At 68.7% G+C, this 26,314-nt stretch carries 29 protein-coding genes and 1 tRNA gene; 20 read left to right on the top strand and 10 right to left on the bottom strand.

What is annotated here, in order from left to right; translation table 11 throughout:
• Positions 1-10: 10 nt before the first annotated feature.
• From J2851_RS30795 to J2851_RS30775, 5 genes are all read right to left on the bottom strand, one after another.
• Entirely contained in the window at positions 11-679 is a 669-nt protein-coding gene (locus J2851_RS30795) for a methionine ABC transporter permease (RefSeq protein WP_209771482.1), read from the bottom strand.
• Entirely contained in the window at positions 645-1,709 is a 1,065-nt protein-coding gene (locus J2851_RS30790) for a methionine ABC transporter ATP-binding protein (RefSeq protein WP_209771480.1), read from the bottom strand. Before J2851_RS30790 ends, J2851_RS30795 begins: the two co-directional genes overlap by 35 nt.
• A complete protein-coding gene (locus J2851_RS36625; protein WP_307420669.1) occupies positions 1,706-1,888 on the bottom strand; it encodes an AMP-binding enzyme in 183 nt (60 codons plus the stop codon). Before J2851_RS36625 ends, J2851_RS30790 begins: the two co-directional genes overlap by 4 nt.
• A gap of 104 nt (positions 1,889-1,992) precedes the next feature.
• On the bottom strand, positions 1,993-2,214 hold the full coding sequence (locus tag J2851_RS30780; protein ID WP_209771478.1) for a hypothetical protein: 222 nt from the start codon (positions 2,212-2,214) through the stop codon (positions 1,993-1,995).
• 444 nt (positions 2,215-2,658) lie between these two features.
• Positions 2,659-2,928 (bottom strand): hypothetical protein, encoded by a 270-nt coding sequence (locus J2851_RS30775; RefSeq protein ID WP_209771476.1) that lies wholly within the window; start codon positions 2,926-2,928, stop codon positions 2,659-2,661.
• A 180-nt stretch (positions 2,929-3,108) separates the two neighbouring features.
• Here J2851_RS30775 and hisG point away from each other — a divergent pair, with 180 nt between their 5' ends.
• The 16 genes from hisG to J2851_RS30695 all read left to right on the top strand — a co-directional run bounded on the left by hisG (position 3,109) and on the right by J2851_RS30695 (position 16,576).
• Entirely contained in the window at positions 3,109-3,834 is a 726-nt protein-coding gene (gene hisG / locus J2851_RS30770) for an ATP phosphoribosyltransferase (protein WP_246501050.1), read from the top strand.
• Complete coding sequence (gene hisD / locus J2851_RS30765; protein ID WP_209771474.1) at positions 3,818-5,125, top strand: histidinol dehydrogenase; 1,308 nt, start codon at positions 3,818-3,820, stop codon at positions 5,123-5,125. The genes hisG and hisD overlap by 17 nt, the downstream gene beginning before the upstream one ends.
• Positions 5,122-5,604: a UPF0262 family protein gene (locus J2851_RS30760; protein ID WP_209771473.1), complete on the top strand. Its 483-nt coding sequence runs from the start codon at positions 5,122-5,124 to the stop codon at positions 5,602-5,604. Before hisD ends, J2851_RS30760 begins: the two co-directional genes overlap by 4 nt.
• Positions 5,605-5,620: 16 nt before the next feature.
• On the top strand, positions 5,621-6,082 hold the full coding sequence (locus J2851_RS30755) for an arsenate-mycothiol transferase ArsC (RefSeq protein WP_209771471.1): 462 nt from the start codon (positions 5,621-5,623) through the stop codon (positions 6,080-6,082).
• Between the two features lie 210 nt (positions 6,083-6,292).
• On the top strand, positions 6,293-8,674 hold the full coding sequence (locus J2851_RS30750) for a hybrid sensor histidine kinase/response regulator (protein ID WP_209771469.1): 2,382 nt from the start codon (positions 6,293-6,295) through the stop codon (positions 8,672-8,674).
• Positions 8,675-8,877: 203 nt separating this feature from the next.
• Positions 8,878-9,858, top strand: a complete 981-nt coding sequence (locus J2851_RS30745) for a lysozyme family protein (RefSeq protein ID WP_246501049.1) — start codon at positions 8,878-8,880, stop codon at positions 9,856-9,858.
• A 123-nt stretch (positions 9,859-9,981) separates the two neighbouring features.
• The gene (infA, locus tag J2851_RS30740) at positions 9,982-10,200 is read left to right on the top strand and encodes a translation initiation factor IF-1 (protein ID WP_014198195.1); all 219 of its coding nucleotides are present in this window, start codon (positions 9,982-9,984) and stop codon (positions 10,198-10,200) included.
• 20 nt (positions 10,201-10,220) lie between these two features.
• A complete protein-coding gene (locus J2851_RS30735) occupies positions 10,221-10,826 on the top strand; it encodes a Maf family protein (RefSeq protein WP_209771465.1) in 606 nt (201 codons plus the stop codon).
• A 20-nt stretch (positions 10,827-10,846) separates the two neighbouring features.
• The gene (locus J2851_RS30730) at positions 10,847-12,091 is read left to right on the top strand and encodes a ribonuclease E/G (RefSeq protein WP_209771463.1); all 1,245 of its coding nucleotides are present in this window, start codon (positions 10,847-10,849) and stop codon (positions 12,089-12,091) included.
• Positions 12,088-12,288 carry a DNA gyrase inhibitor YacG gene (yacG, locus tag J2851_RS30725; protein ID WP_209771461.1) on the top strand — a complete coding sequence of 67 codons (201 nt, stop codon included), beginning with the start codon at positions 12,088-12,090 and terminating at the stop codon, positions 12,286-12,288. The genes J2851_RS30730 and yacG overlap by 4 nt, the downstream gene beginning before the upstream one ends.
• Positions 12,289-12,398: 110 nt before the next feature.
• Positions 12,399-12,474: transfer RNA gene (locus tag J2851_RS30720), tRNA-Phe, on the top strand.
• A 348-nt stretch (positions 12,475-12,822) separates the two neighbouring features.
• Positions 12,823-13,557, top strand: a complete 735-nt coding sequence (locus J2851_RS30715; RefSeq protein ID WP_209771459.1) for a GntR family transcriptional regulator — start codon at positions 12,823-12,825, stop codon at positions 13,555-13,557.
• Positions 13,554-14,345, top strand: a complete 792-nt coding sequence (locus J2851_RS30710) for a transporter substrate-binding domain-containing protein (RefSeq protein ID WP_209771457.1) — start codon at positions 13,554-13,556, stop codon at positions 14,343-14,345. The genes J2851_RS30715 and J2851_RS30710 overlap by 4 nt, the downstream gene beginning before the upstream one ends.
• Before the next feature lie 191 nt (positions 14,346-14,536).
• Positions 14,537-15,208, top strand: a complete 672-nt coding sequence (locus J2851_RS30705; protein ID WP_209771455.1) for an amino acid ABC transporter permease — start codon at positions 14,537-14,539, stop codon at positions 15,206-15,208.
• Positions 15,205-15,864 carry an amino acid ABC transporter permease gene (locus tag J2851_RS30700; protein ID WP_209771453.1) on the top strand — a complete coding sequence of 220 codons (660 nt, stop codon included), beginning with the start codon at positions 15,205-15,207 and terminating at the stop codon, positions 15,862-15,864. The genes J2851_RS30705 and J2851_RS30700 overlap by 4 nt, the downstream gene beginning before the upstream one ends.
• Complete coding sequence (locus J2851_RS30695) at positions 15,842-16,576, top strand: amino acid ABC transporter ATP-binding protein (RefSeq protein WP_209771451.1); 735 nt, start codon at positions 15,842-15,844, stop codon at positions 16,574-16,576. The genes J2851_RS30700 and J2851_RS30695 overlap by 23 nt, the downstream gene beginning before the upstream one ends.
• A 74-nt stretch (positions 16,577-16,650) precedes the next feature.
• Here the strand turns inward: J2851_RS30695 and J2851_RS30690 are convergent, their stop codons facing one another.
• Complete coding sequence (locus J2851_RS30690) at positions 16,651-17,985, bottom strand: MFS transporter (RefSeq protein WP_246501048.1); 1,335 nt, start codon at positions 17,983-17,985, stop codon at positions 16,651-16,653.
• Between the two features lie 171 nt (positions 17,986-18,156).
• On the bottom strand, positions 18,157-19,587 hold the full coding sequence (locus J2851_RS30685) for a cation-efflux pump (protein ID WP_209771449.1): 1,431 nt from the start codon (positions 19,585-19,587) through the stop codon (positions 18,157-18,159).
• Between the two features lie 166 nt (positions 19,588-19,753).
• Here J2851_RS30685 and J2851_RS30680 point away from each other — a divergent pair, with 166 nt between their 5' ends.
• The 3 genes from J2851_RS30680 to J2851_RS30670 are packed head-to-tail and all read left to right on the top strand — an operon-like array spanning position 19,754 to position 21,924.
• Entirely contained in the window at positions 19,754-20,311 is a 558-nt protein-coding gene (locus J2851_RS30680) for a sigma-70 family RNA polymerase sigma factor (RefSeq protein WP_209771447.1), read from the top strand.
• Positions 20,312-20,313: 2 nt separating this feature from the next.
• Positions 20,314-21,171 carry an anti-sigma factor family protein gene (locus J2851_RS30675; protein ID WP_209771445.1) on the top strand — a complete coding sequence of 286 codons (858 nt, stop codon included), beginning with the start codon at positions 20,314-20,316 and terminating at the stop codon, positions 21,169-21,171.
• A 30-nt stretch (positions 21,172-21,201) separates the two neighbouring features.
• A complete protein-coding gene (locus tag J2851_RS30670; RefSeq protein WP_209771444.1) occupies positions 21,202-21,924 on the top strand; it encodes a Bax inhibitor-1/YccA family protein in 723 nt (240 codons plus the stop codon).
• Positions 21,925-22,014: 90 nt separating this feature from the next.
• Here the strand turns inward: J2851_RS30670 and J2851_RS30665 are convergent, their stop codons facing one another.
• Together J2851_RS30665 and oxlT are read right to left on the bottom strand one after the other, a co-directional pair.
• The gene (locus tag J2851_RS30665) at positions 22,015-22,500 is read right to left on the bottom strand and encodes a hypothetical protein (protein WP_209771442.1); all 486 of its coding nucleotides are present in this window, start codon (positions 22,498-22,500) and stop codon (positions 22,015-22,017) included.
• Between the two features lie 127 nt (positions 22,501-22,627).
• Positions 22,628-23,956 carry an oxalate/formate MFS antiporter gene (gene oxlT, locus J2851_RS30660; RefSeq protein WP_209771440.1) on the bottom strand — a complete coding sequence of 443 codons (1,329 nt, stop codon included), beginning with the start codon at positions 23,954-23,956 and terminating at the stop codon, positions 22,628-22,630.
• Between the two features lie 747 nt (positions 23,957-24,703).
• Here oxlT and J2851_RS30655 point away from each other — a divergent pair.
• Positions 24,704-25,204 (top strand): glycine zipper 2TM domain-containing protein, encoded by a 501-nt coding sequence (locus J2851_RS30655; protein ID WP_209771438.1) that lies wholly within the window; start codon positions 24,704-24,706, stop codon positions 25,202-25,204.
• Positions 25,205-25,241: 37 nt separating this feature from the next.
• Here J2851_RS30655 and J2851_RS30650 read toward each other — a convergent pair whose 3' ends face one another.
• The gene (locus tag J2851_RS30650; protein WP_209771436.1) at positions 25,242-26,258 is read right to left on the bottom strand and encodes a 4-(cytidine 5'-diphospho)-2-C-methyl-D-erythritol kinase; all 1,017 of its coding nucleotides are present in this window, start codon (positions 26,256-26,258) and stop codon (positions 25,242-25,244) included.
• Between the last annotated feature and the right edge of the window lie 56 nt (positions 26,259-26,314).

The following is a 26,314-nucleotide window of genomic DNA, read 5'->3' as shown; positions in this document are numbered from 1 at the left end:
TATTTTGGGCTCAGGACTTCAGGTTTCGCTTGTTGACGCGCCGGGCGATCCAGTCGCCCGTGGATTGCACGATCTGCACCAGCACGATCAGCACCACCACCACCGCCAGCATCACCTCCGGCAGGAAGCGCTGGTAGCCGTAGCGGATGCCGAGGTCGCCCAGGCCACCGCCGCCGACCGCGCCGACCATGGCGGAATAGCCGATCAGGCTGACCACCGACAAGGTCAGGCCGAGCGCGATGGCCGGCATCGCCTCCGGCAGCAGGACCTTCACGATGATCTGGAAGGGGGTGGCGCCCATGGCCTGCGCCGCCTCGATCAGGCCGCGGTCCACCTCGCGCACCGCACCCTCGACGATGCGGGCGATGAAGGGCACGGCGGCGACCGTCAGCGGCACGATGGCTGCGGTGGTGCCGATGGAGGTGCCGGCGACCAGCCGCGTGAAGGGGATGATCGCCACCACCAGGATGATGAAGGGGGTGGAGCGCGTCATGTTCACGACGGCGCCGACGACGCGGTTGAAGGTCAGGTTCTGCAACAGCTCGCCGCGGCCGGTGACGGCCAGCAGCACGCCGATGGGCAGGCCCAGCGCCGTGCCCAGGAGGCCCGACACCGCCACCATCTGCAGCGTGTCGAGCAGCGCCTTAAACAGCAGCGCGTAGATTTCCGGGGACAGCATAACCAAGCACCTCGACGCCGAGCTTGTTGACTTTCAGGAGGCTGATCGCCGCCTCGATGGACTGCGGGTTGCCGATGGCCTCCACCACCAGCGTGCCGAAGGGCGCGCCCTGGATCTCGTCGATCTGGCCGTGCCAGATGTTCAGGTCCAGGTTCAGCTTGCGGCTGATCGCGCTGATGACGGGGGAGGTCGCGCGCTCGCCCGTGAAGGTGATGCGCAGCACCATGTTCGACCCCGGCACCTCCGTCGCCGACAGCCGCCCGCGCAGCGCGTCGGGGATGCCGCGGTTGATGACCGGGTCCACGAAGGTGTGGGTTGTCGGATGCTTCGGGTGGGCGAAGACGTCGAAGACCGGCCCCTGCTCGATGATGCGGCCGCCTTCCATCACCGCCACCTTGTGGCAGATCTCCTTGATGACCGCGATCTCGTGCGTGATCAGCACGATGGTCAGGCCCAGCCGCCGGTTGATGTCGGCCAGCAGGTGGAGGATCTGGGTCGTCGTCTCCGGGTCGAGCGCGGAGGTCGCCTCGTCCGACAGCAGCACCTTCGGCTTGCTGGCCAGCGCGCGGGCGATGCCGACGCGCTGCTTCTGCCCGCCCGACAGCTCCGCCGGGTAGCGGTCGCGCTTGTCGGTCAGGCCGACGAGGTCAAGCAGCGGCTCCACCGCCTCGCGGATCTTCGCCTTCCCCACGCCGGCCAGCTCCAGCGGCAGGGCGACGTTGTCGAACACCGTGCGCGAGGACAGCAGGTTGAAGTGCTGGAAGATCATGCCGATGGAATGCCGCGCCTCGCGCAGCTCGCGCGCGGACAGGGAGGTCATGTCCACCCCGTCGACCAGCACGCGGCCGGAGGTCGGCTTCTCCAGCAGGTTCACGGTGCGCAGCAGCGTGGACTTGCCGGCGCCGGAACGGCCGATGATGCCATAGATCTCGCCGCGCTCGACGGTCAGGTCGATGTCGGCCAGCGCCTGCACCGGTGCGCCGGTGCCGCGGGCGGGGTAGGTTTTCTGAAGGTGTTCGAAAGTGATCATACGGTCTGGGCCTCCCGACGCGTTCCCAGTTTGCGGGCTGCGTCGCGCAGGACGGTCTTCTGAATCGTTCCGGTCGATGTTTTCGGCAGGTCGCTGAAAACGACGGTGCGCGGCACGTTGTAGTGCGCAATGCGCCCCCGGCACCACTGAATTATATCGTGCTCTGACGATCGTTCCACGCCGGGCTTCCGGGCGGCTTTTCTCGGCGCTTCCACGACATGGTGCCTTCTTTGCCGGATGCTGGGAACGCGTTGCGCAAGAACACTGGCGGGTGGGTTGCCGATCAATGGCGGCGCAGCCTCCCGCGGCGGGCGAACGCCTCCCGCGCCAGTTGCGCGGCGGCCCGTTCGGCCTGGCCGATGTTGCGGAAGGTGCGGCGGTCCAGGTCCTTGAAGGTCCAGTCGGACACGAAGAAAGTGAAGCCGCCGCGCTCTGCGACGACGATGCCGGCGGACCGGCCCTGGACTTCGATGGCGTAAGCGGCGGCGTTGCTGGACAGGCTCATGGCAAAAGCTCCCCTCGGCCCGCGGCGCGCGGCGCTCGCGGGTTTGGCACGGATCGGATGGTCTGGAGACGGGCGGCACTCAGGCCGCGGATGCGCTCAGCGACGACAGCGCTTAGCGGCCACAGGGGCCGGCGCAACACATGCCCGTGACGGTGCCGATCCGTTCGGCGGGGGAGGGGAAGAACGTCTTCGTCATTCCGGTCACTCCTTCTCAGAGTTCCACGACCGGCATCGTGGCGCTTTAGCGTTTGGTGACGCGGCGCAAGCTGCTGCGATCAAATTGCCGCGGGGCGCCCACGATGGGCGTCCATGGATTTATCTACGATGCGAGTGGGCTTACCGTCAAGGGCAAGATTCCGCATTTTTTGTGAAAGCGCCAAAATAACGTAGTTGTTATGTGAAAGCGCCCCCGCGGCGTGGCGGGGGCGTTTCGGTCGCGGCGGATCAGACGGAACCGCCGGGCGTTCCGATGTTGGCGCGTCCCTTCTCCAGCCGATCGGGGTCCATCTCGTCGGCGTAGGGCTTGCCGTCCGGCGTGGTGGCCTTGATGGCGCGGCCTTCCTTTTCCGCCTGGAGCCGTTCCGAGATCCCGGTCGGAGCGTCGTCGGATCGCGTTTCGTCCGCGTTCGGCGCCGGGGTTTGCGAGCCGCTCGGATCACCGCCGATGTGGGGCCCGCGGGGGTTGATCGGATGCTTGGTGCTGTCCTGTGCCATGGGTGGATCCTTTTCCGGAAAGGCGAATCCAACCAGGGGCGGCGGGCTGAGTTCCCCCGCCCGAACGCCCGCCCTGATCCCCCGGCGGGTCGGCGATGCGCCGGAATACGTCTCCTAAGACCGTGACGGCGGCGCGGAATGTGGTATATCCGGGCAGCGGTCCAGCCCGAGGAGAGTTCTTTGTCCGCCGATACCCGTGCTCTTGGCGCGCCGGGCACCAACCAATTGGTCGATGTCCCGGCGGTCGACGACCAGCTGGTCCTGGCCCTGCCCAAGGGACGCATTCTGAAGGAGTTGCGCCCGTTGTTGACGCACGCCGGCATCGTGCCGGAAGCGGAATTCGACAACGAGGACAGCCGGCTCCTGCGTTTTGCGACCAACGTGCCGAATCTCAGCATCATCCGCGTCCGGTCCTTCGACGTGGCGACCTTCGTCGCCTTCGGCGCCGCCCATCTGGGCGTGGCCGGCAACGACGTGCTGATGGAATTCGACTATCCGGAGATCTACGCGCCGCTCGACCTCGGCATCGGAAAGTGCCGCCTGTCGGTGGCCGAGCCCGCCGCGCTGGGGGAGAGCGACGATCCGTCGCGTTGGAGTCACGTGCGCGTCGCGACCAAATACCCGGAGGTCACCAAACGGCATTTCGCCGCGCGGGGCGTGCAGGCGGAGTGCGTGAAACTGAACGGCGCGATGGAGCTTGCCCCGACGCTCGGCCTGTGCCGCCGCATCGTGGATCTCGTGTCCACCGGCTCGACGCTGAAAGCGAACGGGCTGGTGGAGATCGAGCACATCGCGGACGTCACCTCCCGCCTGATCGTCAACCGGGCCGCCTTCAAGACGCGGCCCGAGGAAATTTCCCGCTGGATCGAACGCTTCCGGGAGGCCGTGAATGCCCGTCAGGCTTGATGCCCAGGATCCCCGCTTCGCCGAGGAATTCGAGAAGCTCCTGCACGCTAAGCGCGAGACGAGCGAGGAGGTGCAGTCCAAGGTCGCCGATGTCATCGACGACGTGCGCAAGCGCGGCGACGCCGCTGTGATCGACTACACCGCCCGCTGGGACCGCCAGACCCTGACGCCCGCCACTCTGCGCATCGCGCAGGACGAGGTGGACGCGGCGTTGGCGCAGTGCGACGCGGCGCTGCTGCAGGCGCTCGACACGGCGGCGGAGCGGATCGAGAGCTTCCACCGCCTGCAGGTGCCGGAGGTGACCGACTACCGCGACGCCCAGGGCGTGCGGCTGGGCGCCCGCTGGACCGCGGTCGGCGCGGTCGGCCTGTATGTGCCCGGCGGCACCGCGGTCTACCCCAGTTCCGTCCTGATGAACGCGCTGCCGGCCAAGGTGGCGGGGGTGGAGCGCATCGTCATGGTGGTGCCGACGCCGGACGGGGCGATCAACCCGCTGGTGCTGGCCGCCGCCAAGCGCTGCGGCATCACGGAGATCTACCGCATCGGCGGCTCCCAGGCCGTGGCGGCGCTGGCCTATGGCACGGCGACCATCGCGCCGGTGGACAAGATCGTCGGCCCTGGCAACGCCTACGTGGCGGCGGCCAAGCGGCTGGTCTACGGCACGGTCGGCATCGACAGCATCGCCGGCCCGTCGGAAATCCTGGTGGTCGCCGACAACAGGAACGATCCGGCCTGGATCGCCATGGACCTGCTGTCGCAGGCGGAGCACGATGAATCGGCCCAGTCGATCCTGATCACCGACGACAAGGATTTCGCCGACGCGGTGGCCAAGGCCGTGGACAAGCACCTGGAGACGCTGCCCCGCGCGGCCATCGCCGGGGAGAGCTGGCGGGAGCACGGGGCCATCATCGTGGTGCGCGACCTGCTGGCCGACGCCCCCGCGCTGGTCGACCGGCTGGCGCCGGAGCATCTGGAGCTGGCCGTCGAGGACCCGGACGCGCTGGCGGCCAAGGTCCGCAATGCCGGGGCCATCTTCCTCGGCCGCCACACGCCGGAGGCCATCGGCGACTATGTCGCCGGGCCGAACCACGTGCTGCCGACGGCGCGCAGCGCGCGCTTCTCCTCCGGCCTGAACGTGCTGGACTTCATGAAGCGCACGACCTTCGTCGCCTGCGACGCGACCAGCGTGCAGGCCATCGGCCCCGCGGCCGTGACTCTGGCGCGCGCGGAAGGGCTGGACGCCCACGCGCTGTCGGTGGCGCTGCGTCTTAACGGAGGGGGGAAGGCGTGAGTTCGAAGGGCAACCGCCGCATCGTCCACGTGACGCTCGACGAAAAGACCGTCATCCGGCGCAAGCCGGAGGTGGAGCACGAGCGCGCGGTTGCCATCTTCGACCTGCTGGAGGACAACGAGTTCTGTCCCTGCGACCACGCCGACTCCGGCCCCTACCACCTGCACCTGTCCATCGAGGACAACCGGCTGGTCTTCGACGTCCGGCGCGACGACGACAGCGCGCTGGACAAGATCACCCTTCCCGTGACCGGCTTCCGGTCGATCGTGAAGGACTATTTCCTGATCTGCGAAAGCTACTACCAGGCCATCAAGCGCTCCACGCCCTCGCAGATCGAGGCGATCGACATGGGGCGCCGCGGCTTGCACAACGAGGGGTCGGAGATGCTGCGCGAACGGCTGGCCGGGAAGGTGGAAATGGACCTCCAGACGGCGCGGCGGCTGTTCACGCTGATCTGCGTCCTCCACATCCGCGGCTGACGGGGCGGGGCGGCGCATGGCCCCGGTGCTGCAGCCGCTCCCCGTGACGAGCGTGTTGTTCGCCTGCACCTACAACATGATCCGCTCGCCGATGGCGGCGGCGATGATGCGCCATTTCCACGGCGCGCGCGTCTACGTCGATTCGGTCGGCGTGCGCGAGGGTGACGAGGTGGATCCCTTCGCCGTCGCGGTGATGGAGGAGATGGGCATCGACCTGTCCCGTCACCGCTGCCGGACCTTCGAGGATCTGGAGGACACCAACTTCGACCTGATCGTCTCCCTGTCGCCGGAGGCGCAGCACCGCGCCATCGAAATGACGCGCACCATGGCCTGCGACGTGGAGTTCTGGAACACCTTCGACCCGACGCTGATCCATGGCAACCGCGAGACCATGATGGAGACCTACCGGAAGGTCCGCGACGGGCTTCTGGACAAGATCAAGGACCGCTTCCCCCTGAGCCGCGGGCCGACGGTTTGACGCGGTGTCAAAGCTGCGGCGTTTCGCGCAGGCTGGAGCCGCCGATCCCCATCCACAGGTGGGCGCATCTGTGCCATGGTCGCGCCACACGCCGGTAACCATGCCGAAATGGATTTTCACGGCCGGGTTGCGGCGGTATTGAGGTGAATCATCGAAGGGGGCATGCTGGGCCTGTAGGCTGTGCCGCTCCTGGAAGAGGTTGTCCGCCTGATGCCCTCTGGCTTGTTGTCCCGCCTGAACCGTGCCGTCGGTCCGCGCAGCCTGCGCGTACGGCTGATGGGTGTCGTACTGGCCTCCCTGGCCCTGCCGCTGGCAGGAGTCATCTACTTTTTCGACCAGCAGCTCGACCAGCGGCTGAACACCGCCCGCGAGCTGGCGCGCCACCTGACCGAGGACGGGGTGGAACGGCAGCGCGACCTGATCGGCGAGGCGCGGAACCTGCTGGGCGTCCTGTCGCTGGTGCCCGCGATCCGCGACGCCACGCCCGACAACACGGACGCCTGCGTCGCCACGCTGGCCCCGATGCCGCGCCAGCACCGCTGGACGACCGGCGTCTGGGTCACCGACGCGAACGGAAACCTGATCTGCGACACGACCGGCCCCGGGGCCGGCATCAGCCTGCGCGAGCGCGCTTATTTCCAGAAGGCGCTCGACACGAAGTCCTTCGTTCTCAGCGACTTCGTCATCGGCAAGCGCTCCGCCAAGCCGCTGATCCTGGCGGTCCAGCCGATCCTGGAGAACGGGGAAATCCAGCGGGTGATGGGCGTGGCCATCGACCTCGCCTGGCTGACCGACCTCGTGAAGGTCACCAAGCAGGATGACGCGCGCATCATCGTGCTCGACCGCAACGGCTCCCTGATCGCCCGCCAGCCGGACCCGGAAGGTTGGGTGGGCCGCAGCCTGTCGGAGTTCCCGCACATCCAGCGCATGCTGACGGAGCGCAACGGTGTCTTCGACGGCAGCAGCGCCGACGGGCGCAGCCGGATCTGGGCCTTCCAGCATTCCACTGAGACCGACACCACCTTCGCGGTCGGCATGCCGACGGAGCCGATCTTCGCCGAGGCGCGGCGCGACCTGATGCGCGGCCTTGTCCTGCTGGGGATCGCCGGGCTGCTCAGCGTCGCCGCCCTGTGGGCCTTGCTGCACGCTTCCGTGTTGAGCTGGATGAGGATTCTCAGCCAGGCGGCGACGCGCATCGGTGCGGGAGAGGTGGGGGCCGTGGTGGAAACCCGCGGCGCGCCGGAGGAGATCCGGCTGGTCGCCACCGCCTTCAACGACATGTCGGGCCGCCTGAAGTCGCGCGAGCTGGAACTGCGCGCCGCGATGGAGGAAGCCCGCGCCGGCAGCCGGGCCAAGGAGGAGTTCCTGGCGACCATGAGCCACGAGATCCGCACGCCGATGAACGGCGTGATCGGATTCGCGGAGATGCTGCTGGAAACCCCGCTGACCATCGAGCAGCGGCGCTACGCCACCCAGGTGCGGGAGGCCGGGCGGTCGCTGCTGACCGTCATCAACGACGTGCTCGACCTGTCGAAGCTGGAGGCGGGGAAGCTCGACCTCGTCTGCGTGCCCTTCCGAATCGACGATCTCGCCGACCGCTGCCAGGCGATGGTGCGGCTGACGGCGGAGCAGAAAGGGCTGGAGCTGAACACGACGGTGTCGGCCGCGGCGCGCGGCTACGTTCTGGGCGATCCCGACCGCGTCCGCCAGATCCTGCTGAACCTGCTGGGCAACGCGGTGAAATTCACCGACCGGGGCAGCGTGCGGCTGACCATCAAGGCCATGGGCGACGACGCCGGTGCCCGCCGCTACACCTTCACGGTCAGCGACACCGGCATCGGCGTGCCGGAAAACCGCCAGCGGGAGCTGTTCCAGCGCTTCACGCAGCTGGAGCGCGGGCGTGGCGGCACCGGTCTGGGCCTGGCGATCTGCCGCCGGCTGGTGGAGCTGATGGACGGCGAAATCGGCGTGGAGAGCCGCCCCGGCGTGGGCAGCACCTTCTGGTTCAGCCTGCCTCTGCAACCGGCCAGCGCCGGGGCCGTGGACGAGCGGGAGGGCGGCGCCGTCCATCCCAATGAGCCCACCAGCCGGGGCGCCCGCATCCTCCTGGCCGAGGATCTGGCGATGAACCGCGACCTTGCCATCACGATGCTGACCAAGGCCGGCCACCACGTGGAGGCGGTGCAGGACGGCGCGGCCGCGCTGGCCGCCGTGCAGGAGCATCCCTACGACATCGTGCTGATGGACGTCCAGATGCCGGTCATGGACGGTCTGGAGGCGACTCGGCGCATCCGGGCGCTGCCCGGCGCCACCGGCCGCATCCCGATCCTGGCGCTGTCGGCGGGCGTCCTGGCGATCGAGGTGGAGCGCTGCCACCAAGCGGGCATGGACGACCACTTGGCGAAGCCGCTGGAGAAATCCAAGCTGCTCGCCGCCATCGACCGTTGGCGCCTCGACCGGAGCCATGACGATGTCGCCCGCCCGCTGACCACGCCGCTGGTTCCCGGCGTGATCACGGACCTGGGTGCGGAGCAGGAAACGGGCTCGGACAAAAGGCTGTCGGCCCACGTCGGTACCGACATGGTTGAATAATATTAACGAGTGTGTGCTATACGGGCACGGTCGTATTCCGCCGCCCGGAGCGTTCGAATCGCGTGGACCCGGTCCTTGCCTTCCGAAGCGCCGCGGCGGCACCGCCTTGACGGTGCTGGTGTTCCATGAAGGTCGCGCAGCCTCCTTTCGCCCCAATTCCAGAGCGCAAGCCGGACGTCGCCGGCCGGCCCGGGGGCGACCCCATGGCCGACGCCGGGGCCGGGGCGACGGTCCGGGCCTCATTCCGGGACGTGCTGGCCGACGCGCAGCCCCTGCCGCGGGGGCGTCTGGGCAACGGGCAGAAGATTCCCGCGGCCCCGGCGCGGAAGCCGGAGGCGCCCATCGAGCTGGCCGACGGCACGCGGGTGCCGTTCCCGGCGCGCAAGCCTGAAGCCGGCGGGGGCTTCACGCCGGCCGGCGCCCTGGCGGGCAACCCCGCTGCCGGGCGCGTGGTGCTGGCGGCGCAGCAGGTGGCGGGCCTGTCCGGCCACAGCTTCACCGCGATCCTCGCCCAGGCGACCCAGGAAAGCGGCCTCAACCCGTCCGCCCGCAACCGGTCCAGCTCGGCCGCCGGTCCCTTTCAGTTCCTGGAACGGACGTGGCTCGACCTGTTCCGCCGGCATGGCGCCGCTTATGGGCAGGGCGAGCTGGCCGGCGCGATCGAGAGCCGCAACGGCATTCCGTCGGTCAAGGATCCGGCGACGCGGCGCAAAATCCTCGACCTGCGCCAGGACGTGGACCTGTCCGCGGGCATGGCGGCGCGCTATCTTTCCGAAGGGCGGGACCGTCTGCAGTCCCGGCTGGGCCGTAAGGTCACCGAAACGGAAAGCCGCATCGCCTACGTCATGGGCGTGGGGGGTGCTGCGAAGCTGATCCGCGCGGCCGAGTCGTCCCCGACGGCGACGGCGGCGGACCTGTTGCCGTCCGCAGCGAAGAGCAACCGCAATGTGTTCTATGACCGCTCCACCGGCCGGGCGCTGACGGCGTCCGAGACCATCGCGCGCCTGACCCGGCGGATGGAGACGGACCAGAAGGAGATGTTCGCGCGGATCGCGCAGGCCGCCGAACCGCGCCAGCGGCTGGACGGCAGCCCGTCGCCCTTCAACCCGTTCCAGTCCGCGGAACTGCCGGACGGACCGCCGGCCGGGGACGACGACGCGGCCGAAGAAGCGCTGCCCGGCTGAGTCGTCGGGCGTGACGAAACGAACATCCCCGTCTATGGTTGAGCATCACGGCGGAATCCCCCTTGACCACGGGGCTTGGGGAGGTCAGTTATTGCCACGAAACTGTTACGGACTATAGGGGCTATGGCTAAGGAAGATTTGATCGAGTTCTCCGGGACGGTCGTTGAACTGCTGCCGAACGCGATGTTCCGGGTGAAACTCGACAACGAGCATGAGGTGCTGGCTCACACGTCGGGCAAGATGCGCAAGAACCGCATCCGCGTGTTGGCCGGTGACCGCGTCAACGTCGAAATGACTCCCTACGATCTGACGAAGGGCCGGATCACGTTCCGGTTCAAGTAGTCGGCATTCCTTCCCGCGTGATGAGCACTGTATCCACGCCCCGGCTTGTGCTGGCGTCCGCCTCGCCCCGCCGGCTCGACTTGTTGCGCCAAATCGGCGTGGTTCCCGACGCGGTCGATCCCGCAGACATCGACGAATCGCCGTTGCCGCGCGAGCTGCCGCCGCAGCATGCCCTGCGGTTGGCCGGCGAAAAGGCTGCCGTGGTGGCGGCCCGTCACCCCGGTTCCTTCGTGCTGGCCGCCGACACGGTCGTCGCCTGCGGCCGGCGAATCCTGCCCAAGGCGGACGAGGAGACGCAGGCGCGCGCCTGCCTCGGCCTGCTTTCGGGGCGCCGACACCGGGTGTTCGGCGGAGTCGTGCTGCTGTCCCCCACCGGCGCCGGCGAACCGCCCCGCCGGTCGGATCGAGTGGTGCGCACCGACGTGACCTTCAAGGTGCTGGGCCCCGACGAGGTGGACTCCTACCTCGCGTCGGGCGAATGGCACGGCAAGGCCGGCGGCTACGCGATCCAGGGACGGGCGGCGGCCCATGTCCGCTGGATCGGCGGTTCCTACAGCAACGTGGTCGGGCTGCCGCTGTTCGAGGTGGCCGCCCTGCTCCGCGGTGCGGGTTTCCCGCTGCCGTGACCGGCAAGGCGGATTCTCGGATGGGCCGCTCCCTGGAAATCCTGGTGGACCGGGACGGCCCGTTGACGCGGGCGGCCGTGCTGACCGATGGCCGCCTCACCGACCTCTACATCGACCATGCGGAGCGCCCGTCGCTGCTCGGCCATGTGTTCCTCGGCAAGGTGGAGCGCATCGCGACCGGGCTGGACGGGGCCTTCGTCGACCTCGGCAACGGAGTCTCGGGCCTGCTGTCCGGCGGCGACGTCCGCGGGCCGAAAGGCCGGCCGCGCGGCCGGGACGACCGCATCGGCACCCTGCTGCGCACCGGCCAGTCGGTGCTCGTCCAGGTGAAGGCCGACGCGGTCGGCGCCAAGGGGCCGTCGCTGACCATGGACGTCACGCTGCCCGGCCGCTTCCTGGTGCACGCGCCGCTGGGACGCGACGTGGCGGTGTCCAAGCGCCTGGGCAGCGGCCCGGAGCGCGCGGAGTTGGCCCGTCGCATCCAGGGCCTCGCGTCCGGTTCCGGCTGGATCGTGCGGGCCGGTGCCGCCGCCGCAGACGACGGGTTGCTGGCGGCCGAGTCGGACGCGCTGCACCTCGCGTGGCGGACGCTCAGCGCGGCTGCGGAGCGGGGGCCCGCCCCCGCCCTGCTGCTGCCCGGCCCCGACGCGCCGCGCCGCGCCCTGATCGAGCATGGTGCGGCCGGGGTCGAGAGGGTCATCGTGGACGACGCGGCCCTGGCCCGCGACCTCGCGGTCTGGTGCGCCGACCGCGCCCCGGATCTGGAGGACCGCATCGCGCCGCACGACCCGCGTCCGCTGGCCGCGGCAACGATTGCGGCGGCGGGCGGGGCGAAGCGCCTGTTCGACCTGCGGGATCTTGACGCTGAGATCGCCGGGCTGTTGGGCATCCGCGTGCCGCTGGACGGCGGCGGGTCGTTGGTGATCGAACGGACCGAGGCGATGACCGTCGTGGACGTGAACGCCGGGGAGCGCGGCAACCCGCTGGACGTCAATCTGGAGGCGGCGGACGAGATCGCCCGGCAACTGCGCCTGCGCAACGTCGGCGGGATCGTCGTCGTCGACTTCGTGAACATGCGCAACCGCGGCGACGCGGAGCGCCTGTTGAACGCCCTGTCCCGCGCGGTGGAGGACGATCCGGCGCAGACCCAGGTCTATGGGCTGTCGAAGCTCGGGCTGGTGGAGATGACGCGGGCGCGGCGCGGCACGGCGTTGGCCGACCTGCTGGCGCGGCCGTCTGTACCCTCGACGGAGGATAAGCGATGAACGACAACAGGAAGTCCGCGGACAAGCCCTGTCCGATCTGCGGCCGTCCGGCGACGCCGGAGGCGCATCCCTTCTGCTCCAAGCGCTGCGCCGACGTGGACCTGTCGCGTTGGCTGGGCGGTGTCTACCGCATCGAAAGCGGCGACCGGCCGGATGTCGATCCGGGCGCCGACGACGATGAGGACGGCGTTCGGTGAGCGCCGTATTTTTTGCATTTTTGGGCTAGACAGGCCCTCCGATTTTTCCTACAAAGCGCGCCTCGACGCGCTGCGGTGGCCGACAAGGCCGAAGACGCCGCAGCCCCGGTGCCCAGGTAGCTCAGTTGGTAGAGCAGGGGACTGAAAATCCCCGTGTCGGTGGTTCGATTCCGCCCCTGGGCACCACTTTTCCTTTCTCCCCCAAATCTTGCCGCTGTTTCCGCCGACAGGCGGAACCTGACTCTTTCGCGCGGCAATGCTTTCGTCGGCGCGGACCGCAGGTCTAGCGCGGGGACGAATTCTTTCCCTTCCAATTCCATGCCCAAGCTGGCCACCGGTGCAACCGCGCCGCCGCCGGCGCGCGAATCCTGCGCCGCTCCCGCTTGCCCAATATCGATGCATTGTTCTTGAGCAGGTCATTCGTGTGCCTGTGTTTTGACCAAAGGTATTGCCCTGGTCGAGCAAAACCGCGGCTTCGCGGCTGGCACGGCTCTTGCTGATCAGTCTTGTATACAAGATTGGTTCGGCAGTTTGATGACCCTTGCGTCCGACAGCATCGAAGACTCCGTCGTCACCGCCATCCTGGCCGGCCGGCTCAGGCCCGGCACCCGGCTGGGCGAGTCGAAGCTGGCCGAGATCTACGGCGTGTCGCGGACACGCGTGCGCGAGGCCATGATGCGGCTGGAGGCGCGCGGCATCGTCCATGTCAGCGCGCGGCGCGGCTGGTTCATCGTGGAGCCCTCGGCGACCGACGCGCGCGCCGCCTTCCAGGCGCGGCGGCTGATCGAGGCCGGCATGCTGCGCGCGCTCCACCATGTGCCGGCGGACGCGGTCGCGCATCTGCGCGCCCATGTGGAGGAGGAACGCCGCGCGTTGGACGCCGGGCAGGTCGGCTCCCGCACCTGCCTGCTGGGCGACTTCCACATCCACCTCGCCCACACCTTCGGCAACCCCTTCCTGACCGACATCCTGCGCGACCTGACCGCGCGCACCACGCTGGTGTCCATGCTTTACCAGTCGGAGCAGCACGCCGCGGAGTCGAGCGACGACCACGACCGCATCGTGGCGCTGCTGGCCGACGGCGACTTCGCCGGGGCCGCGGCGCTGATGGACGAGCACATCCGGCGGGTCGAGGACGGGCTCGACCTCGCCGCCACACCCGATCCCCTGGCGGGCTTGCGCGAAATCCTGTCGCCCGGCGCACCCGCCTTTCCCTTTGCCGCCAATTCCAACACTGCCTTTCCAAACGCAGGAGGAGAAGAGACATGAACCGCAGGACCCTGCTTGCCCTGGCCGCCGCGGCCGTCGCCGGTCTGACGCTCGCCAAGGCCCCGGAGGCGCGCGCCGACGCGCTTCAGGACGTCACCGCGCGCGGCACCATCCGCATCGCCGTCCCGCAGGATTTCCCGCCCTTCGGCTCGGTCGGCACGGACATGACGCCGATGGGCTACGACATCGACGTAGCGAAGCTGATCGCCTCGAAGATGGGCGTGAAGGTGGAACTGGTCCCGGTGACCAGCGCCAACCGCATCCCCTACCTGCAGACCAACAAGGTCGACCTGGTGATCTCCAGCCTCGGCAAGAACGCGGAGCGCGAGAAGGTCATCGACTTCTCCGACGCCTATGCGCCCTTCTTCAACGGCGTCTTCGCCCCGTCGGGCGTGGCGGTGGCCAAGCCGGAAGACCTCGTCGGCAAGACGGTCGGCGTGACCCGCGGCGCCATCGAGGATCTGGAGCTGACCAAGATCGCCCCGACCGACGCGGTCATCAAGCGATACGAGGACAACAACGGCACCATCTCCGCCTTCCTGTCGGGTCAGGTCCAGGTGGTCGCCACCGGCAACGTGGTCGCCGCGGCGATCCTGGAGCGCAACCCGCCGAAGCGGCCGGAGCTGAAGTTCCTGATCAAGAACTCCCCCTGCTTCATCGGCCTGAACAAGGAACAGCCGGCCCTGCTGGCGAAGGTGAACGCCATCATCGCGGCGGCCAAGGCCGACGGCTCCCTGAACGCCATTGCGCAGAAGTGGCTGTCCGCCGACCTGCCGAAGGATCTCTGAGGCTCGCGTGTGGCCCCTCTCCCCTTGTGGGAGAGGGGTTGGGGTGAGGGGTAGGGCGCTGGTTTGGAGAGACCTTTCCGGCCTGCGGCCGCCCCCTCATCCCAACCCTTCTCCCACGAGGGGAGAAGGGCTTTACGCCGGAGTTCGCCATTTCTCGGATGTGGCGGACGCGCGGCCGACCGGAGGGCTGAATGACCTACCGCTTTGACTTTTCGTGGCTTCCCCTCTACTGGCCCGTCATCCTGAAGGGGCTGCTGACGACGGTGGAACTGATCCTCGTCGGGGCGCTTTGCGGGGTGGCGCTGGGCGTCGCCTGCGCCGGGGTGCGGGCGCTGGGGCCGCGCTGGCTGCGCCCCGTGGTCGCCGCCTATGTGGAGCTGATCCGCAACACGCCGTTCCTGATCCAGCTGTTCTTCATCTTCTTCGGCCTGCCGTCGCTGGGCTTGCAGATGTCGGAGCTTCAGGCCGCCAACCTCGCGATGGTCGTCAACCTCGGCGCCTACAGCAGCGAGATCATCCGCGCCGGCATCGAGGCGACCCCGCGCGGCCAGTTCGAGGCGGGCGCCAGCCTCGCCATGACGCGGTTCGAGACCTTCCGGCACGTGGTGCTGATCCCGGCGCTGCAACGGATCTGGCCGGCCCTGTCGTCGCAGATCGTCATCGTCATGCTGGGCTCCGCCGTGGTGTCGCAGATCGCCGCGGAGGACGTGACCTTCGCCGCCAACTTCATCCAGTCGCGCACCTTCCGGGCGTTCGAGACCTACTTCCTGTCCACCGCGCTGTACCTGCTGCTGGCGCTGGCGCTCCGCCAGGCGCTGCGCGGCGTCGGCAGCCTGCTGTTCCCGCGGAGGGCGGCGCGATGATGACCTTCACCGTCTGGGACATCCTGCGCAACCTGCTGCTGGCCGCGCGCTGGACCGTGCTGCTGTCGCTGGTGTCCTTCCTTGGCGGCGGGCTGCTGGGCCTTGCGTTGCTGTTCCTGCGCATCGGCAAGCGGCGGGCCGGCCGGCTGTTCGTGCAGGGTTATGTGGAGCTGTTCCAGGGCACGCCGCTGCTGATGCAGCTGTTCCTGGCCTTCTTCGGGCTCGGCCTGTTCGGCATCGACGTGCCGGCTTGGCTCGCCGCCGGGCTGGCGCTGATCCTGTGGACCGCCGCCTTCCTGGTGGAGATCTGGCGCGGCTGTGTGGAATCGGTCACCCGCGGCCAGTGGGAGGCCTCGGCCAGCCTCGGCATGGGCTATGTGCAGCAGATGCGCTACGTCATCCTGCCGCAGGCCGTCCGGGTCGCCATCCCGCCCACCGTGGGCTTCTCGGTCCAGGTGGTGAAGGGGACGGCGCTGACCTCCATCATCGGCTTCGTGGAACTGTCGAAGGCCGGCACGGTGGTCACCAACGCGACCTTCCAGCCCTTCACCGTCTACGGGCTCGTCGCCCTGATCTACTTCGCGCTGTGCTGGCCCCTGTCGAAGAGCAGCCAGATTCTGGAAAGGAAGTTCAATGTCGCTCATCGCCATCACTGAGGTGAAGAAGCGCTTCGGCGACGTCGAAGTCTTGAAGGGCATCAACCTGGACGTCGAACGCGGCGAGGTGATCGCCATCATCGGCAAGAGCGGCTCGGGCAAGAGCACGCTCCTGCGCTGCGTCAACGGGCTGGAGATGATCGACGACGGCTCCATCATGGTGGCCGGCGCGCAGCTGATCCCGGACGAGCTGCACCTGAAGGCGCTGCGCCTCAAGGTCGGCATGATCTTCCAGCAGTTCAACCTGTTCCCGCATCTGTCGGCCGGGCGCAACGTCATGCTGTCGCAGATGGTCGTCAAGAAGACGCCCGCGGCGGAGGCGGAGGCCATGGCCCGCCGCATGCTCGACCGCGTCGGCCTCAGCCACAAGTTCGACGCCTTTCCCGACCAGCTCTCCGGCGGGCAGCAGCAGCGCGTCGCCATCGCGCGGGCGCTGGCCATGCAGCCGATGGCTTTGCTCTGCGACGAGATCACCTCGGCGCTCGACCCGGAACTGGTGAACGAGGTGCTGGCCGTGGTGAAGGAACTGGCCGCCGACGGCATGACGCTGATGATGGTGACGCACGAGATGCGCTTCGCCCGCGAGGTCTGCGACCGCGTCGTCTTCATGCACCAGGGCCGCGTCCACGAGATCGGCCCGCCGGAGGAGGTGTTCGGCAGCCCCCGCACGCCGGAGCTTCAGCAGTTCCTGGGCGCGCAGCTGGTGGCGTAAAGCGGAAGGTGTCCTGGGCGACACCCTTCCATCGTCATTCCCGCCTTCGCGGGAATGACGGATGAAAACGCGCATCACCCCAACGGCGTCAGCCGGTCGAGGCGGTCCAGGCGGCGCAGGCTGGGGAAGCGCCAGGCCCAGACGAAGGCGATGGCGCAGGCCCCGACGCCACCGGCCACCACCGCCGGGACGGCGCCCAGCCAGGTGGCCGCGACTCCGGACTCGAACTCGCCCAACTGGTTGGAGGCGCCGATGAACAGCGACGACACGGCGCCGACGCGGCCGCGCATCTGGTCGGGCGTGGACAGCTGGATTAGGGTCTGCCGCACGAACACGCTGACCTGGTCCATGGCCCCCAGGATCGCCAGCGCGACGAAGGACAGGCCGGGGTAGGTGGACAGGCCGAACACGATGGTCGCCACGCCGTAGCCGGCGACGGCGCCCAGCATCCAGGCGCCGGCGTTGCGCCGCACGCCGAAGCGGGCGAGGGCCAGCGCCATCAGCAGGGCGCCCACCGCCGGGGCGCTGCGCAGCAGGCCAAGGCCCCAGGGGCCGACCAGCAACACGTCGTGCGCGTAGACCGGCAGCAGGGCCGTGGCCCCGCCCAGCAGCACGGCGACCATGTCCAGCGACATGGCGCCGAGGATGGCCGGCTGGTTGCGGATGAAGGAGACGCCGGCCAGCAGGGTCGACAGGCTGACCGCCCGGCGCGGCAGCTCCACCGGCCGCGGCTTCAGCAGGACCACGAACAGGGTGGCGACGGCCAGCAGGACCGTGCTGGTCGCGTAGACCACCGCCGGCCCGGCGACGTAGAGAAGGCCGCCCAGCGCCGGGCCGGCGACCATCGCCGACTGCATGGCCGAGGAGTTCCAGGCGATGGCGTTGGGCAGATCCTCCGGCGGGACCAAGGCCGACAGCAGCGCCTGCATCGCCGGCCCCTCGAAGGACTTGGCGGTCCCCAGCACGATGACGATGGCGAAGATCAGCGCCGGGGTCAGCGCGCCGGAGGCGGTCAGCGCGAACAGCGCGCCGATGGCGGCACACTCCACCGCCAGCACGGCGACGAGGATCTTCCGCCGGTCGTGGGTGTCCACGATGTGCCCGGACACCAGCACCAGCAGCAGCGTCGGCAGGAACTGGAGCAGCCCGACCAGCCCCAGACTGATCGCCGTCCCGGTCATCGCGTAGATTTGCCAGCCCACCGCTACAACCTGCATCTGCATGGCGAGCCAAGCCGCAATGCGCGCGCACCAGAATAGGACGAAGGCGCGGTGGCGGAAGGCGGATCGGAAGTCGCCCCGGGAATCACTGGGAGAGACGGCGCGCATGGCGGATGTGGCGGTCTCCGCCGGTGGGGCGGCCGGCTGGGCGGGCTGGGAGTTCGGCATCGTCTCGGCGGCAGGCGGCAAGGGGCGATCAGCCTAGTGGACAATCCGCACACGGAGGCATGCCCGGATTGCAGGGCCGATCGGAGTTCAAGCCCCCGCCCCTCTGGGGAGAGGGTTGGGTAAGGGGGCGGCCGTAGGCCGACAACGCACGCTCATTGCAGTGCCTGTCCGCCCTTCGGGCGCCCCCTCATCCTAACCTTCTCCCCGGAGGGGAGAAGGGACAGGTGTCCCTCCCCCCACCGGGTCGTGGGCGGGTTCGGGGTGGCCGACGATGCGGCAGACCTCCGGCCATTGCTGGCGGATGTGGCGTTCCAGATCGTCCACCGCGTCGTGCACCTCCGACACGGTCAGGTCGGGCGGGACGTGGCTGTGGAAGTTGACCACCAGCCCGGACGGCGTCTGGCGGACGCGGACGTTGTGGACGTCGAGAAGTCGTCCGGATTCCGCGGCCCAGGCCTCCATGCGGGCCTGCATCGCCGCGGTCCGTTCGGCCGCGATGTCCACGCCGTCGACGCCGTCCTCCTGCCCATTGTCCTGCTGGGGCTCGATGTGGGATTCCACCTCGATGTCGTCGCCCAGTTCCTCCTTCAGCGCGCGTTCCAGGCGGGAGGACAGGGCGTGGGCCTGGCGGATCGGCAGGCGGCCGTTCACCTCCAGGTCGAAGCTGACCGACAGGCGGCCGTTGACCCGCTGCACGGTGACGTGGTGGACGCCGACCCCGAGGTCGGCCGCGCGGACCATCACGCGCTCCAGCACCGTCTCGTCGTCGAGCGCCAGCGGGTGGGCGGCGACGGTCACCTCCGCCTCCGGCATGGCGGCGCGCAGGGCCTCCACGACGGCGGCCTTGATCTCCGCGACCCGGTTCAGCGGCAGGGCGCGGCCGACGGCCACGTCCAGGTCCACGAACAGCAGGCTGCCCGCCGGGCGCACCCGCACCCGCTGCACGGCGGCGATTCCCGGCACCGCGCGCACGATGCCCTCCACCCGTTCCGCGGCACCGGCGGGGGCGGCGTCGATCAGCGTGTCGATGGTGCGGCGGCCGAGCCGGTAGCCCGCCAGGCACACGAAGATCGACACGCCGATGGCGGCCAGCGCGTCCCCCCGGGGATAGCCGAGCCACACCAGCCCCAGCCCGACCAGCACGACCGCGGAGCTGAGGATGTCGGAGGAAAAGTGCAGGGCGTCAGCCTCCAGCGCCTGGCTGTTGGTTTCCTTCGCCACGCGGGACAACTCGCGGGCGCGGTAGTAGTCGATGGCGATGGACACCAGCACCACCGCCACCGCCCACCAGGTCGCCTCCACCTCCACCCGGTCGGCCATCAGGCGGTGTGCGGCCTCGTAGATGATCCAGGCGCTGGTCAGGAACAGCAGGCCGGTCTCGGCCAGCGCGCTGACGCTCTCCACCTTGCCGTGGCCGTAGGGATGCTCCGCGTCGGCCGGCTGGTCGCTGATCCGCACGGCGAACCAGGTCAGCACGGTGGCGCCGAGGTCGAGCAGGCTGTGCAGAGCCTCCGACAGCAGGCCCAGGCTGCCGGTCGCCATGCCGACCGTGAACTTGCCCACGGTCATCGCCCCGCTGGCCAGGATCGAGCCGAGCGCCACCGCTTCCTTTTCGTTTGCCATGCTTGCCTCTTCCTTTGCCGGGGCGACGTTAGTGAAAAGTCCCATCGATGCCAATTTCCTCGAATCCAATTTTTCCGGCAGAACTGGGATTAAGGTGTCTCGCCATCCGTATTCGAAGGGAGGGGTGGTAACGGCCCCCGCGGTTGAGAACAGTTCGGGAAGGGTGATGAAGGAGCAGCTGGGACAGCATCTGGACGTACTGCGGCGCTACGCCCTCGTCCTGATGCGTGATCCCGACCAGGCGGAAGACCTCGTCCAGGAGGCGCTTGTCAAGGCCATCGAAGGCTCGGCGTCCTACATGGACGGGCGGGACCTGCGCAAATGGCTGCTGGCGATCGTCCACAACACCTTCGTGGACCGCTGGCGGCGGCTGCAGGCCGAGCGGCAGGCGACCGGCGATCTGTTGTCCATGGCCGACGAGGCCGCCCCGCCGCCGCAGATGAGCGCCGTCCACCTGGGCCAGACCATCGCCGCGCTGATGACCCTGCCGGTCGAACAGCGCGAGGCGCTGGTCCTCGTGGCCTTGGACGGCATGACCTACAAGGACGCGGCGGAATGCCTGGGCGTGCCGGTCGGCACCCTGATGTCGCGCCTCGGCCGCGCCCGCGAGGCGCTGCGGGCGGCGACCAGCGGCGAGCGCCCGGCGGGCTCATTCCCGGCTGCCACCTCCGGCGCCCCCCTTTCCAGCGGTCAGGCGCGCCCCCCGTTTCGCGTGGTGAAGTGACGATGAACGAACCGATCAGCGACATCGACCTGAACGCCTACATCGACGGCGAACTGGATGCCCGGCGGCGCATCGACGTGGAAGCCTATCTGGAAAACAACCCGGAGATCGCCGCGCGGGTCATGCACGACATGCGGGTGCGCGACGAGATCATCCTGTTCATGGACAGCCCGGCCCCGGTGCCGGTGCCAAAGGCGAACAAACCGGCACCCGAACCGCAGGCGGTCCCCACGGGGGAGGCGCAGCCGCGCCGGCTCGGCTGGCGGTCCCTGTGGCGTCGCGCGGATGCCCCGGCGCCCCGGCGGGCGCGCGACCGTTCGGCTTCCGGGAAGGGGCGCCGCGCGGCGGCGGCCTTGTGCCTGATCGGGTTCGGCTGGGTCGGGCACGCGACGATGGAGCACCTGTCGGTGAACCCCGTGGCCGCGGCGCACGCCGCCACCCACTACATCACCATCGCCGCGCAGACCCACCAGCAGGCCCAGCACAGCGAGATCTCCTTCAAGCCCTTCGCCGAGGTCGCGCATTCGCTGTTCCAGCGCCTGCACAGCCCCGCCGACCCGGCGGCGGCCGTCCCGCTGCCGGAGCTGGACATCGCGCGCGCGCCGGACGGGCTTCGCACGGTGGCCTGGGACGGCGGCGTGGCGATCCAGGCCGCCTACCACTCCAGCCAGAACGAACTGATCACGCTGTTCGCCAGCGAGGTCGACAGCTTCGCCGTGACCGAACCGCAGGCGGAGCGCATCGGCGAGGTCTCGGTCGCCTATTGGCAGGTCGGGACCACCGTCTACGCGCTGTGCGGCGAGCGGTCCGAACGTGAAATCCTGGCCCACGCCCGCGACGCGCGGATGGCGTGGTTCTGATCCCCCCTTTGCAATTCATACGGTGAAACGATGAGCGGACCCTATTACGGACAAGGATTCGGCGGCGCCGCCCAGACCTACGGCGCTGCCTTCGACGAGGGCCTGCGCAAGCACATGCTGCGGGTCTACAACTTCATGATGCTGGGCCTGGGCGTGACCGGGCTGGTGGCGCTGTTCGTGGCGAGCACGCCGGCGCTGTACGTGCCGATCTTCACCACGCCGCTGAAGTGGGTGGTGATGCTGGCGCCGCTGGCCTTCATCATGGTTCTGTCCTGGCGGTTCGAGCGGATGTCGGCGAGCGGCCTGCAAGGGCTGTTCTGGGCATTCTGCGCGGTGATGGGCGTCTCCATGGCGTCGATCTTCCTGGTCTTCACCGGGGCCAGCGTGGCGCGGGTGTTCTTCATCACCGCCGCCATGTTCGCCGCGATGAGCCTGTGGGGCTACACCACCAAGGCCGACCTGTCGAAGATGGGCTCCTTCCTGATGATGGGCCTGATCGGCATCGTCATCGCCAGCCTGGTCAACATCTTCGTCGGCTCCAGCGCGCTGCAGTTCGCCATCTCGGTCATCGGCGTCGTCATCTTCACCGGCCTGACCGCCTACGACACCCAGCGCATCAAGGAAGAGTACGCCGAGGGCTACGGCCACGAGACCAACACCAAGCTCGCCGTCATGGGCGCGCTTTCCCTCTACCTCAACTTCATCAACCTCTTCCAGATGCTCCTCCAGCTCATGGGGCAGCGCGAGGAGTAAGGGGCAACGAGTACGGGTTGATACGGGTTTCCTTCTGTCAAGTTCGGTACTGTCTTGGGTAACTGCGGCCGCCTCGCGCGGCCGCTTTTTTTATGGCGATTTGGTCCGCTCCGAGGCGTGCTTCTCGCCCGCCGCCCCTTCCACCGCGACGATGTACAGCGAGTTGCTGGGGAAGGAGCAGGCCTCCGGCGGAATGGCCTGGGCGGCCGGGTCGAAGGCGTAGGGGCGCGGCGAGGCGGTCGTGCCCCCGGCTGATGGCATGCCCGCGATCTGCGCGGTCCAGGGGGCGCCCGTGTAGACGCCCGGCGTCGACTCCTCCGCCCACAGCCACAGCACCCGCGATCCCGCCATGCCCAAACCCGATATGCTCGATCCTGTCAGGGGCTGTTCGGCGAAGCGGCGCAGCAGCCGCTCGCAGGTCTCCTGGTCCATGTTGTGGATCGCCCGCTCGACGATGACCCCGCCGGGCGGCTTCGGAACCGTGAGGAGCGCTGCGACCGCCACCGCGCTGACCGTCAGGCCGCCGATGGCCCAGGCGCAGACCAGCTTCAAATTGCTCCAGTCGTCGGGGTCCATTCTCCCTTTGCCCATTCGCTCCCCGCCCGTTCCTTGCCGGCCATAAGGCCGGACCTGAATAACGCCGGACGGCAAAAAGGGGCCACGGATGCCGTGACCCCTTTTGCCTTTTTCGGTGGTGCCGCGATCAGGGGCTGACGGTGGCGGCCACCGGGCTGCCGCGCCGGGCGGCGGCTTCGGCCTCGTTGCGGGCGTGGTGGCGCTTCAGCATCGGCTTCAGGACGGCGATGGCGCAGAAGGCCGCGATCAGGTCCATGGTCGCCGTCACGTAGAGCACGGTGGCCCAGGTGCCGGTCGCTTCCATCAGCAGGTTGCCGAGCGGCACGAGCAGGGCGGCGACACCCTTGGCGCAGTAGAGGACGCCGTAGATCTTGCCGGCGTGCTTGGTGCCGAAGGTGTCGGCCGACGTGGCGCTGAACAGGCTGTAGACTTCGCCCCAGGCCAGGAAGACCATGCCCGACAGGATCAGGAACATCATCGGATCGTGGCCGAAGCGGCTGAGCATGATGATGCCCAGGCCTTCCAGCGTGAAGGCGATGAACATGGTCGCCTCACGGCCGATGTGGTCGGACACGAAGCCGAACAGCGGGCGGGAGATGCCGTTCATGATGCGGTCGAGCATCAGCGCGAAGGGCAGGGCGGCCATGGTGATGCCGAGGATGCTGACCGGGGTTTCCTTGACGCCCAGGTCGTGGGCGATGACGCCCAGCTGCGCCACGGCCATCAGGCCGCCGGTGACCGTGCAGATGAACATGACCTGCATGACCCAGAAGACCGGGGTGCGCAGGGCCTCGGACAGGGTGTAGTCGCGGCGGCTCTGCGCCACCTTGTTGGAAACCTTCACCTCTTCCTTGGCCGGGGTGCGCAGGAACCAGGCGGCCACGAAGATGATCGCGCCCTGCAGGATGCCGAAGAAGAAGAAGGTGGACTGGTAGCCGGAGCTGGCGATCATCGATGCGATGGGCAGGATCGTCAGGGCCGAGCCGGCGCCGTAGCCGCCCGCGGTCAGGCCGACGGCGAGGCCGCGCTTGTCCGGGAACCACTTCAGCGCGTTGTTGACGCAGGTGGCGTAGACGCAGCCGACGCCGATGCCGCCGATGGCGGAGCCGACGTAGAGCAAGGACAGCGAACCGGCGTAGCTGTTGACGATCCAGGCGAGGCCGGTCATCAGGCCGCCGAAGGCGACAATCACGCGGGGGCCGTAGCGGTCGATGAAATAGCCCTCGATGGGCGTGAGCCAGGTCTGCACGACCACGAAGATCGTGAAGGCGGTCTGGATCGAGGCGCGGGTCCAGCCATGGGTGGCTTGGATTTCCGGCACGAACAAGGTCCAGGCGTATTGGATGTTCGCCGACGCCACCATGCAGACGATGCCGGCGACGATCTGCATCCAGCGCACCTTGTCGGACACCATGGCGGATGGCCCGGCTGGCGGTGCGGCTACGGTGTGACTCATCTGGTCCTCCCCAATGCGGTGTTCAAACAATTCGCTTCAGCCAGGCGGGGCTGTTGGTCGTTGTCGCATTGACCTTTGATCGGGGCGTTTCGCCCTTCGTGTTCTCGCGGTGCCGCGCTTGAGACAAGCGCTTGGTGTGCCGCATCTGGTACTTGGTATACCACAATCATCGGGAAAGGCAAGTGGGCTCTTTGGGGGAAAACCGAGTCTTAATCCGTGGTCGCGAAAAAAAATCCGGGGAACGTAAGGATTGCTTACCGATTTCTACCAGAAGGAAAGCAAAAAAAGGCCGCACCTGTTACGGTGCGGCCTCGCAATGAGATCGCTTCATTCAGCCTGATCGGCCGAAGGGCCAACGTCTGCTCTTCGCCGGCGATGTCTATTTAATGAAAGCCACGCTTTCCTGCAAGATCATCTTCAAGAAAATTCCTCATCTTGTTGTCGAAACGTGTTTCTTGCTGAACGGGCACAATAAAACGCCTGTTGTCATGCGCGACCATTGAGGCGCTCACTGACATACGGTTTACGAAGCGGGATCGCACTTAATCCGTCAGGGACGAAAAAAATTTGCTTTCCCAACAATCCGCTTTGCGGACGGGCGCGACGCTTGCGGCGCGCCTCCTCCCGGAGTGGCTGCCCGATCGGCGCCAGGGGCCACAAAATGTCATGCCCCGTCTGGGTTGATTGATGGAAGAACCGCTCAGCCCCAGCTGTTCATCTGGGTAAGAACACTCCTTTGGAGCTTCCATGTCGCACGTCCGCTTCGCACCCAAGTCCCTCGCCGTCGCGCTGGTGGCCGGCGTCGTGGCCCTCGGCGCCTGGGCGCCGCCGGTCCTGGCCGATCCGCCCGACTGGGCGCCGGCCCATGGCTGGCGCGCCAAGCACGGCCACCACGGGCATCAGCGGGAGTATTACGAGGATGACGAGGTCGTGATCGTTCGCCGGCCGCCGCCGGTGATCGTCCGGCAAGCGCCGCCCGTAGTGCACTACGCCCCGGCCCCCGTCTATGTGGAGGAGCCGCCCCCGGTCATCGTCCAGCAGCCCCGGCGGGTCGTACGCCAAGCTCCTCCGCCGGCCGATTGCGGCCTGCTGGACGGCGATCTGGTCGGTGTGCTCGGCGGGGCGGCCGTTGGCGGTCTGGTCGGGTCGCAGTTCGGTCGCGGCGACGGCAAGCTCGCGGCGACCGCCGCCGGCACGCTCGGCGGCGCTATGCTCGGCGGTGCGATGACCCGCGGCGGCGGCTGCTGACGCTCCGTCGCGGCAACAAGGGAGCGGTCAGCCCCGGTCAGCCCACGCCCCAGCCGCCGGTGTCCGGGAAGGGGACCGGCGGTGGCGGGGCGACGGCTCCGGCCGGAGCGGCGGCGATCCCCTTGGGCAGCGGCGGCGCGTCCGCAGCGGTGGGCAGCAGGCGCGCCGCCTTGACCCACCAGCGCGGCTGCGCCGCCTGGATGGCGGTCGCCGCGGCTGCGGCCTCGCCGGCGTCGGCGTAGAGGCCGAAGCAGGTGGCGCCGCTGCCGGACAGGCGCGCCAGCAGGCATCCGGGCGTCGCCTCCAGCGCCGCCAGCACGTCGGCGATGACCGGCGCCACGGTCAGGGCCGGCGCCGTCAGGTCGTTGCGGCGCTCCCGCAGCAGGGCCGCGAGGGCGGCGGCGTCGGCCGGGGCCTCGGTGAAGCGGGCCGACTCGGAAAAGCCGCCGGTGCGCGCCTTGAAGACGGCCGGAGTCGGCACGGGCACGCCGGGATTGACCAGCACCACCTGGGTTTCGGGCAGGGCGGGGGCCTCGTCCAGGACATCCCCGATCCCGCCGAAATAGCAGGCCCGCCCGGCGAGGCAGACCGGCACGTCGGCGCCCAGCGCGGCGCCCACCTCATACAGGCGCGGGTCGGTGACCGGCACGCCCCACAGCCGGGCGAGCCCACGAAGCGTGGCCGCCGCGTCCGCCGACCCCCCGCCGATGCCCGACGCGACCGGCAGAAGCTTCTCCAGCCCGATCATCGCGTCCGCGTCCCGCCCCAGCCGGCCGGCCAGCGCGTAGGCTGCGCGGATGACGAGGTTCTGCGCCGGGTTCTCCCCCATCAGCACGGGACCGAACGGCCCGGAAATGGCCAGCCGCGGCCCGACCGGCGGCAGTTCCACCCCGCGGAGCGCGAGCCGCGCGATCCCCGGCTGCACCGTCACCCGGTCCGCCACCTCCGCAAAGGCCACGAGGCTGTCCAGCTCATGGTACCCGTCCGGCCGGCGGCCGACCACATGGAGGTAGAGATTCAGCTTGGCCGGTGCGGTCTCGGCGATGGCGGTCATGGTCGGTCGTCTCCGCGGTGGGGCGCGGAGACTAAAGCGGATTTGGTGATGGTGGG

The organism is Azospirillum rugosum (assembly GCF_017876155.1).
Classification (GTDB): domain Bacteria; phylum Pseudomonadota; class Alphaproteobacteria; order Azospirillales; family Azospirillaceae; genus Azospirillum; species Azospirillum rugosum.
The sequence above is the reverse complement of the archived record's forward strand: the minus strand, read 5'-3'. Positions and strand labels throughout refer to the sequence as shown.

What these genes read in the sequence shown, in the direction of transcription:
- J2851_RS30655 (WP_209771438.1), top strand. Translation starts at nt 24,704, where the DNA reads ATGTCGCACGTCCGCTTCGCACCCAAGTCCCTCGCCGTCGCGCTGGTG.
- J2851_RS30795 (WP_209771482.1), bottom strand. Translation starts at nt 679, where the DNA reads ATGCTGTCCCCGGAAATCTACGCGCTGCTGTTTAAGGCGCTGCTCGAC.
- J2851_RS30650 (WP_209771436.1), bottom strand. Translation starts at nt 26,258, where the DNA reads ATGACCGCCATCGCCGAGACCGCACCGGCCAAGCTGAATCTCTACCTC.
- J2851_RS30750 (WP_209771469.1), top strand. Translation starts at nt 6,293, where the DNA reads ATGCCCTCTGGCTTGTTGTCCCGCCTGAACCGTGCCGTCGGTCCGCGC.
- J2851_RS30695 (WP_209771451.1), top strand. Translation starts at nt 15,842, where the DNA reads ATGTCGCTCATCGCCATCACTGAGGTGAAGAAGCGCTTCGGCGACGTC.
- J2851_RS30780 (WP_209771478.1), bottom strand. Translation starts at nt 2,214, where the DNA reads ATGAGCCTGTCCAGCAACGCCGCCGCTTACGCCATCGAAGTCCAGGGC.
- J2851_RS30665 (WP_209771442.1), bottom strand. Translation starts at nt 22,500, where the DNA reads ATGGACCCCGACGACTGGAGCAATTTGAAGCTGGTCTGCGCCTGGGCC.
- J2851_RS30685 (WP_209771449.1), bottom strand. Translation starts at nt 19,587, where the DNA reads ATGGCAAACGAAAAGGAAGCGGTGGCGCTCGGCTCGATCCTGGCCAGC.
- J2851_RS30710 (WP_209771457.1), top strand. Translation starts at nt 13,554, where the DNA reads ATGAACCGCAGGACCCTGCTTGCCCTGGCCGCCGCGGCCGTCGCCGGT.
- J2851_RS30680 (WP_209771447.1), top strand. Translation starts at nt 19,754, where the DNA reads ATGAAGGAGCAGCTGGGACAGCATCTGGACGTACTGCGGCGCTACGCC.
- J2851_RS30735 (WP_209771465.1), top strand. Translation starts at nt 10,221, where the DNA reads ATGAGCACTGTATCCACGCCCCGGCTTGTGCTGGCGTCCGCCTCGCCC.
- J2851_RS30730 (WP_209771463.1), top strand. Translation starts at nt 10,847, where the DNA reads ATGGGCCGCTCCCTGGAAATCCTGGTGGACCGGGACGGCCCGTTGACG.
- J2851_RS30745 (WP_246501049.1), top strand. Translation starts at nt 8,878, where the DNA reads ATGGCCGACGCCGGGGCCGGGGCGACGGTCCGGGCCTCATTCCGGGAC.
- J2851_RS30775 (WP_209771476.1), bottom strand. Translation starts at nt 2,928, where the DNA reads ATGGCACAGGACAGCACCAAGCATCCGATCAACCCCCGCGGGCCCCAC.
- oxlT (WP_209771440.1), bottom strand. Translation starts at nt 23,956, where the DNA reads ATGAGTCACACCGTAGCCGCACCGCCAGCCGGGCCATCCGCCATGGTG.
- yacG (WP_209771461.1), top strand. Translation starts at nt 12,088, where the DNA reads ATGAACGACAACAGGAAGTCCGCGGACAAGCCCTGTCCGATCTGCGGC.
- J2851_RS30790 (WP_209771480.1), bottom strand. Translation starts at nt 1,709, where the DNA reads ATGATCACTTTCGAACACCTTCAGAAAACCTACCCCGCCCGCGGCACC.
- J2851_RS30670 (WP_209771444.1), top strand. Translation starts at nt 21,202, where the DNA reads ATGAGCGGACCCTATTACGGACAAGGATTCGGCGGCGCCGCCCAGACC.
- infA (WP_014198195.1), top strand. Translation starts at nt 9,982, where the DNA reads ATGGCTAAGGAAGATTTGATCGAGTTCTCCGGGACGGTCGTTGAACTG.
- J2851_RS30705 (WP_209771455.1), top strand. Translation starts at nt 14,537, where the DNA reads ATGACCTACCGCTTTGACTTTTCGTGGCTTCCCCTCTACTGGCCCGTC.
- J2851_RS30700 (WP_209771453.1), top strand. Translation starts at nt 15,205, where the DNA reads ATGATGACCTTCACCGTCTGGGACATCCTGCGCAACCTGCTGCTGGCC.
- J2851_RS30755 (WP_209771471.1), top strand. Translation starts at nt 5,621, where the DNA reads ATGGCCCCGGTGCTGCAGCCGCTCCCCGTGACGAGCGTGTTGTTCGCC.
- hisD (WP_209771474.1), top strand. Translation starts at nt 3,818, where the DNA reads ATGCCCGTCAGGCTTGATGCCCAGGATCCCCGCTTCGCCGAGGAATTC.
- J2851_RS30675 (WP_209771445.1), top strand. Translation starts at nt 20,314, where the DNA reads ATGAACGAACCGATCAGCGACATCGACCTGAACGCCTACATCGACGGC.
- J2851_RS30715 (WP_209771459.1), top strand. Translation starts at nt 12,823, where the DNA reads ATGACCCTTGCGTCCGACAGCATCGAAGACTCCGTCGTCACCGCCATC.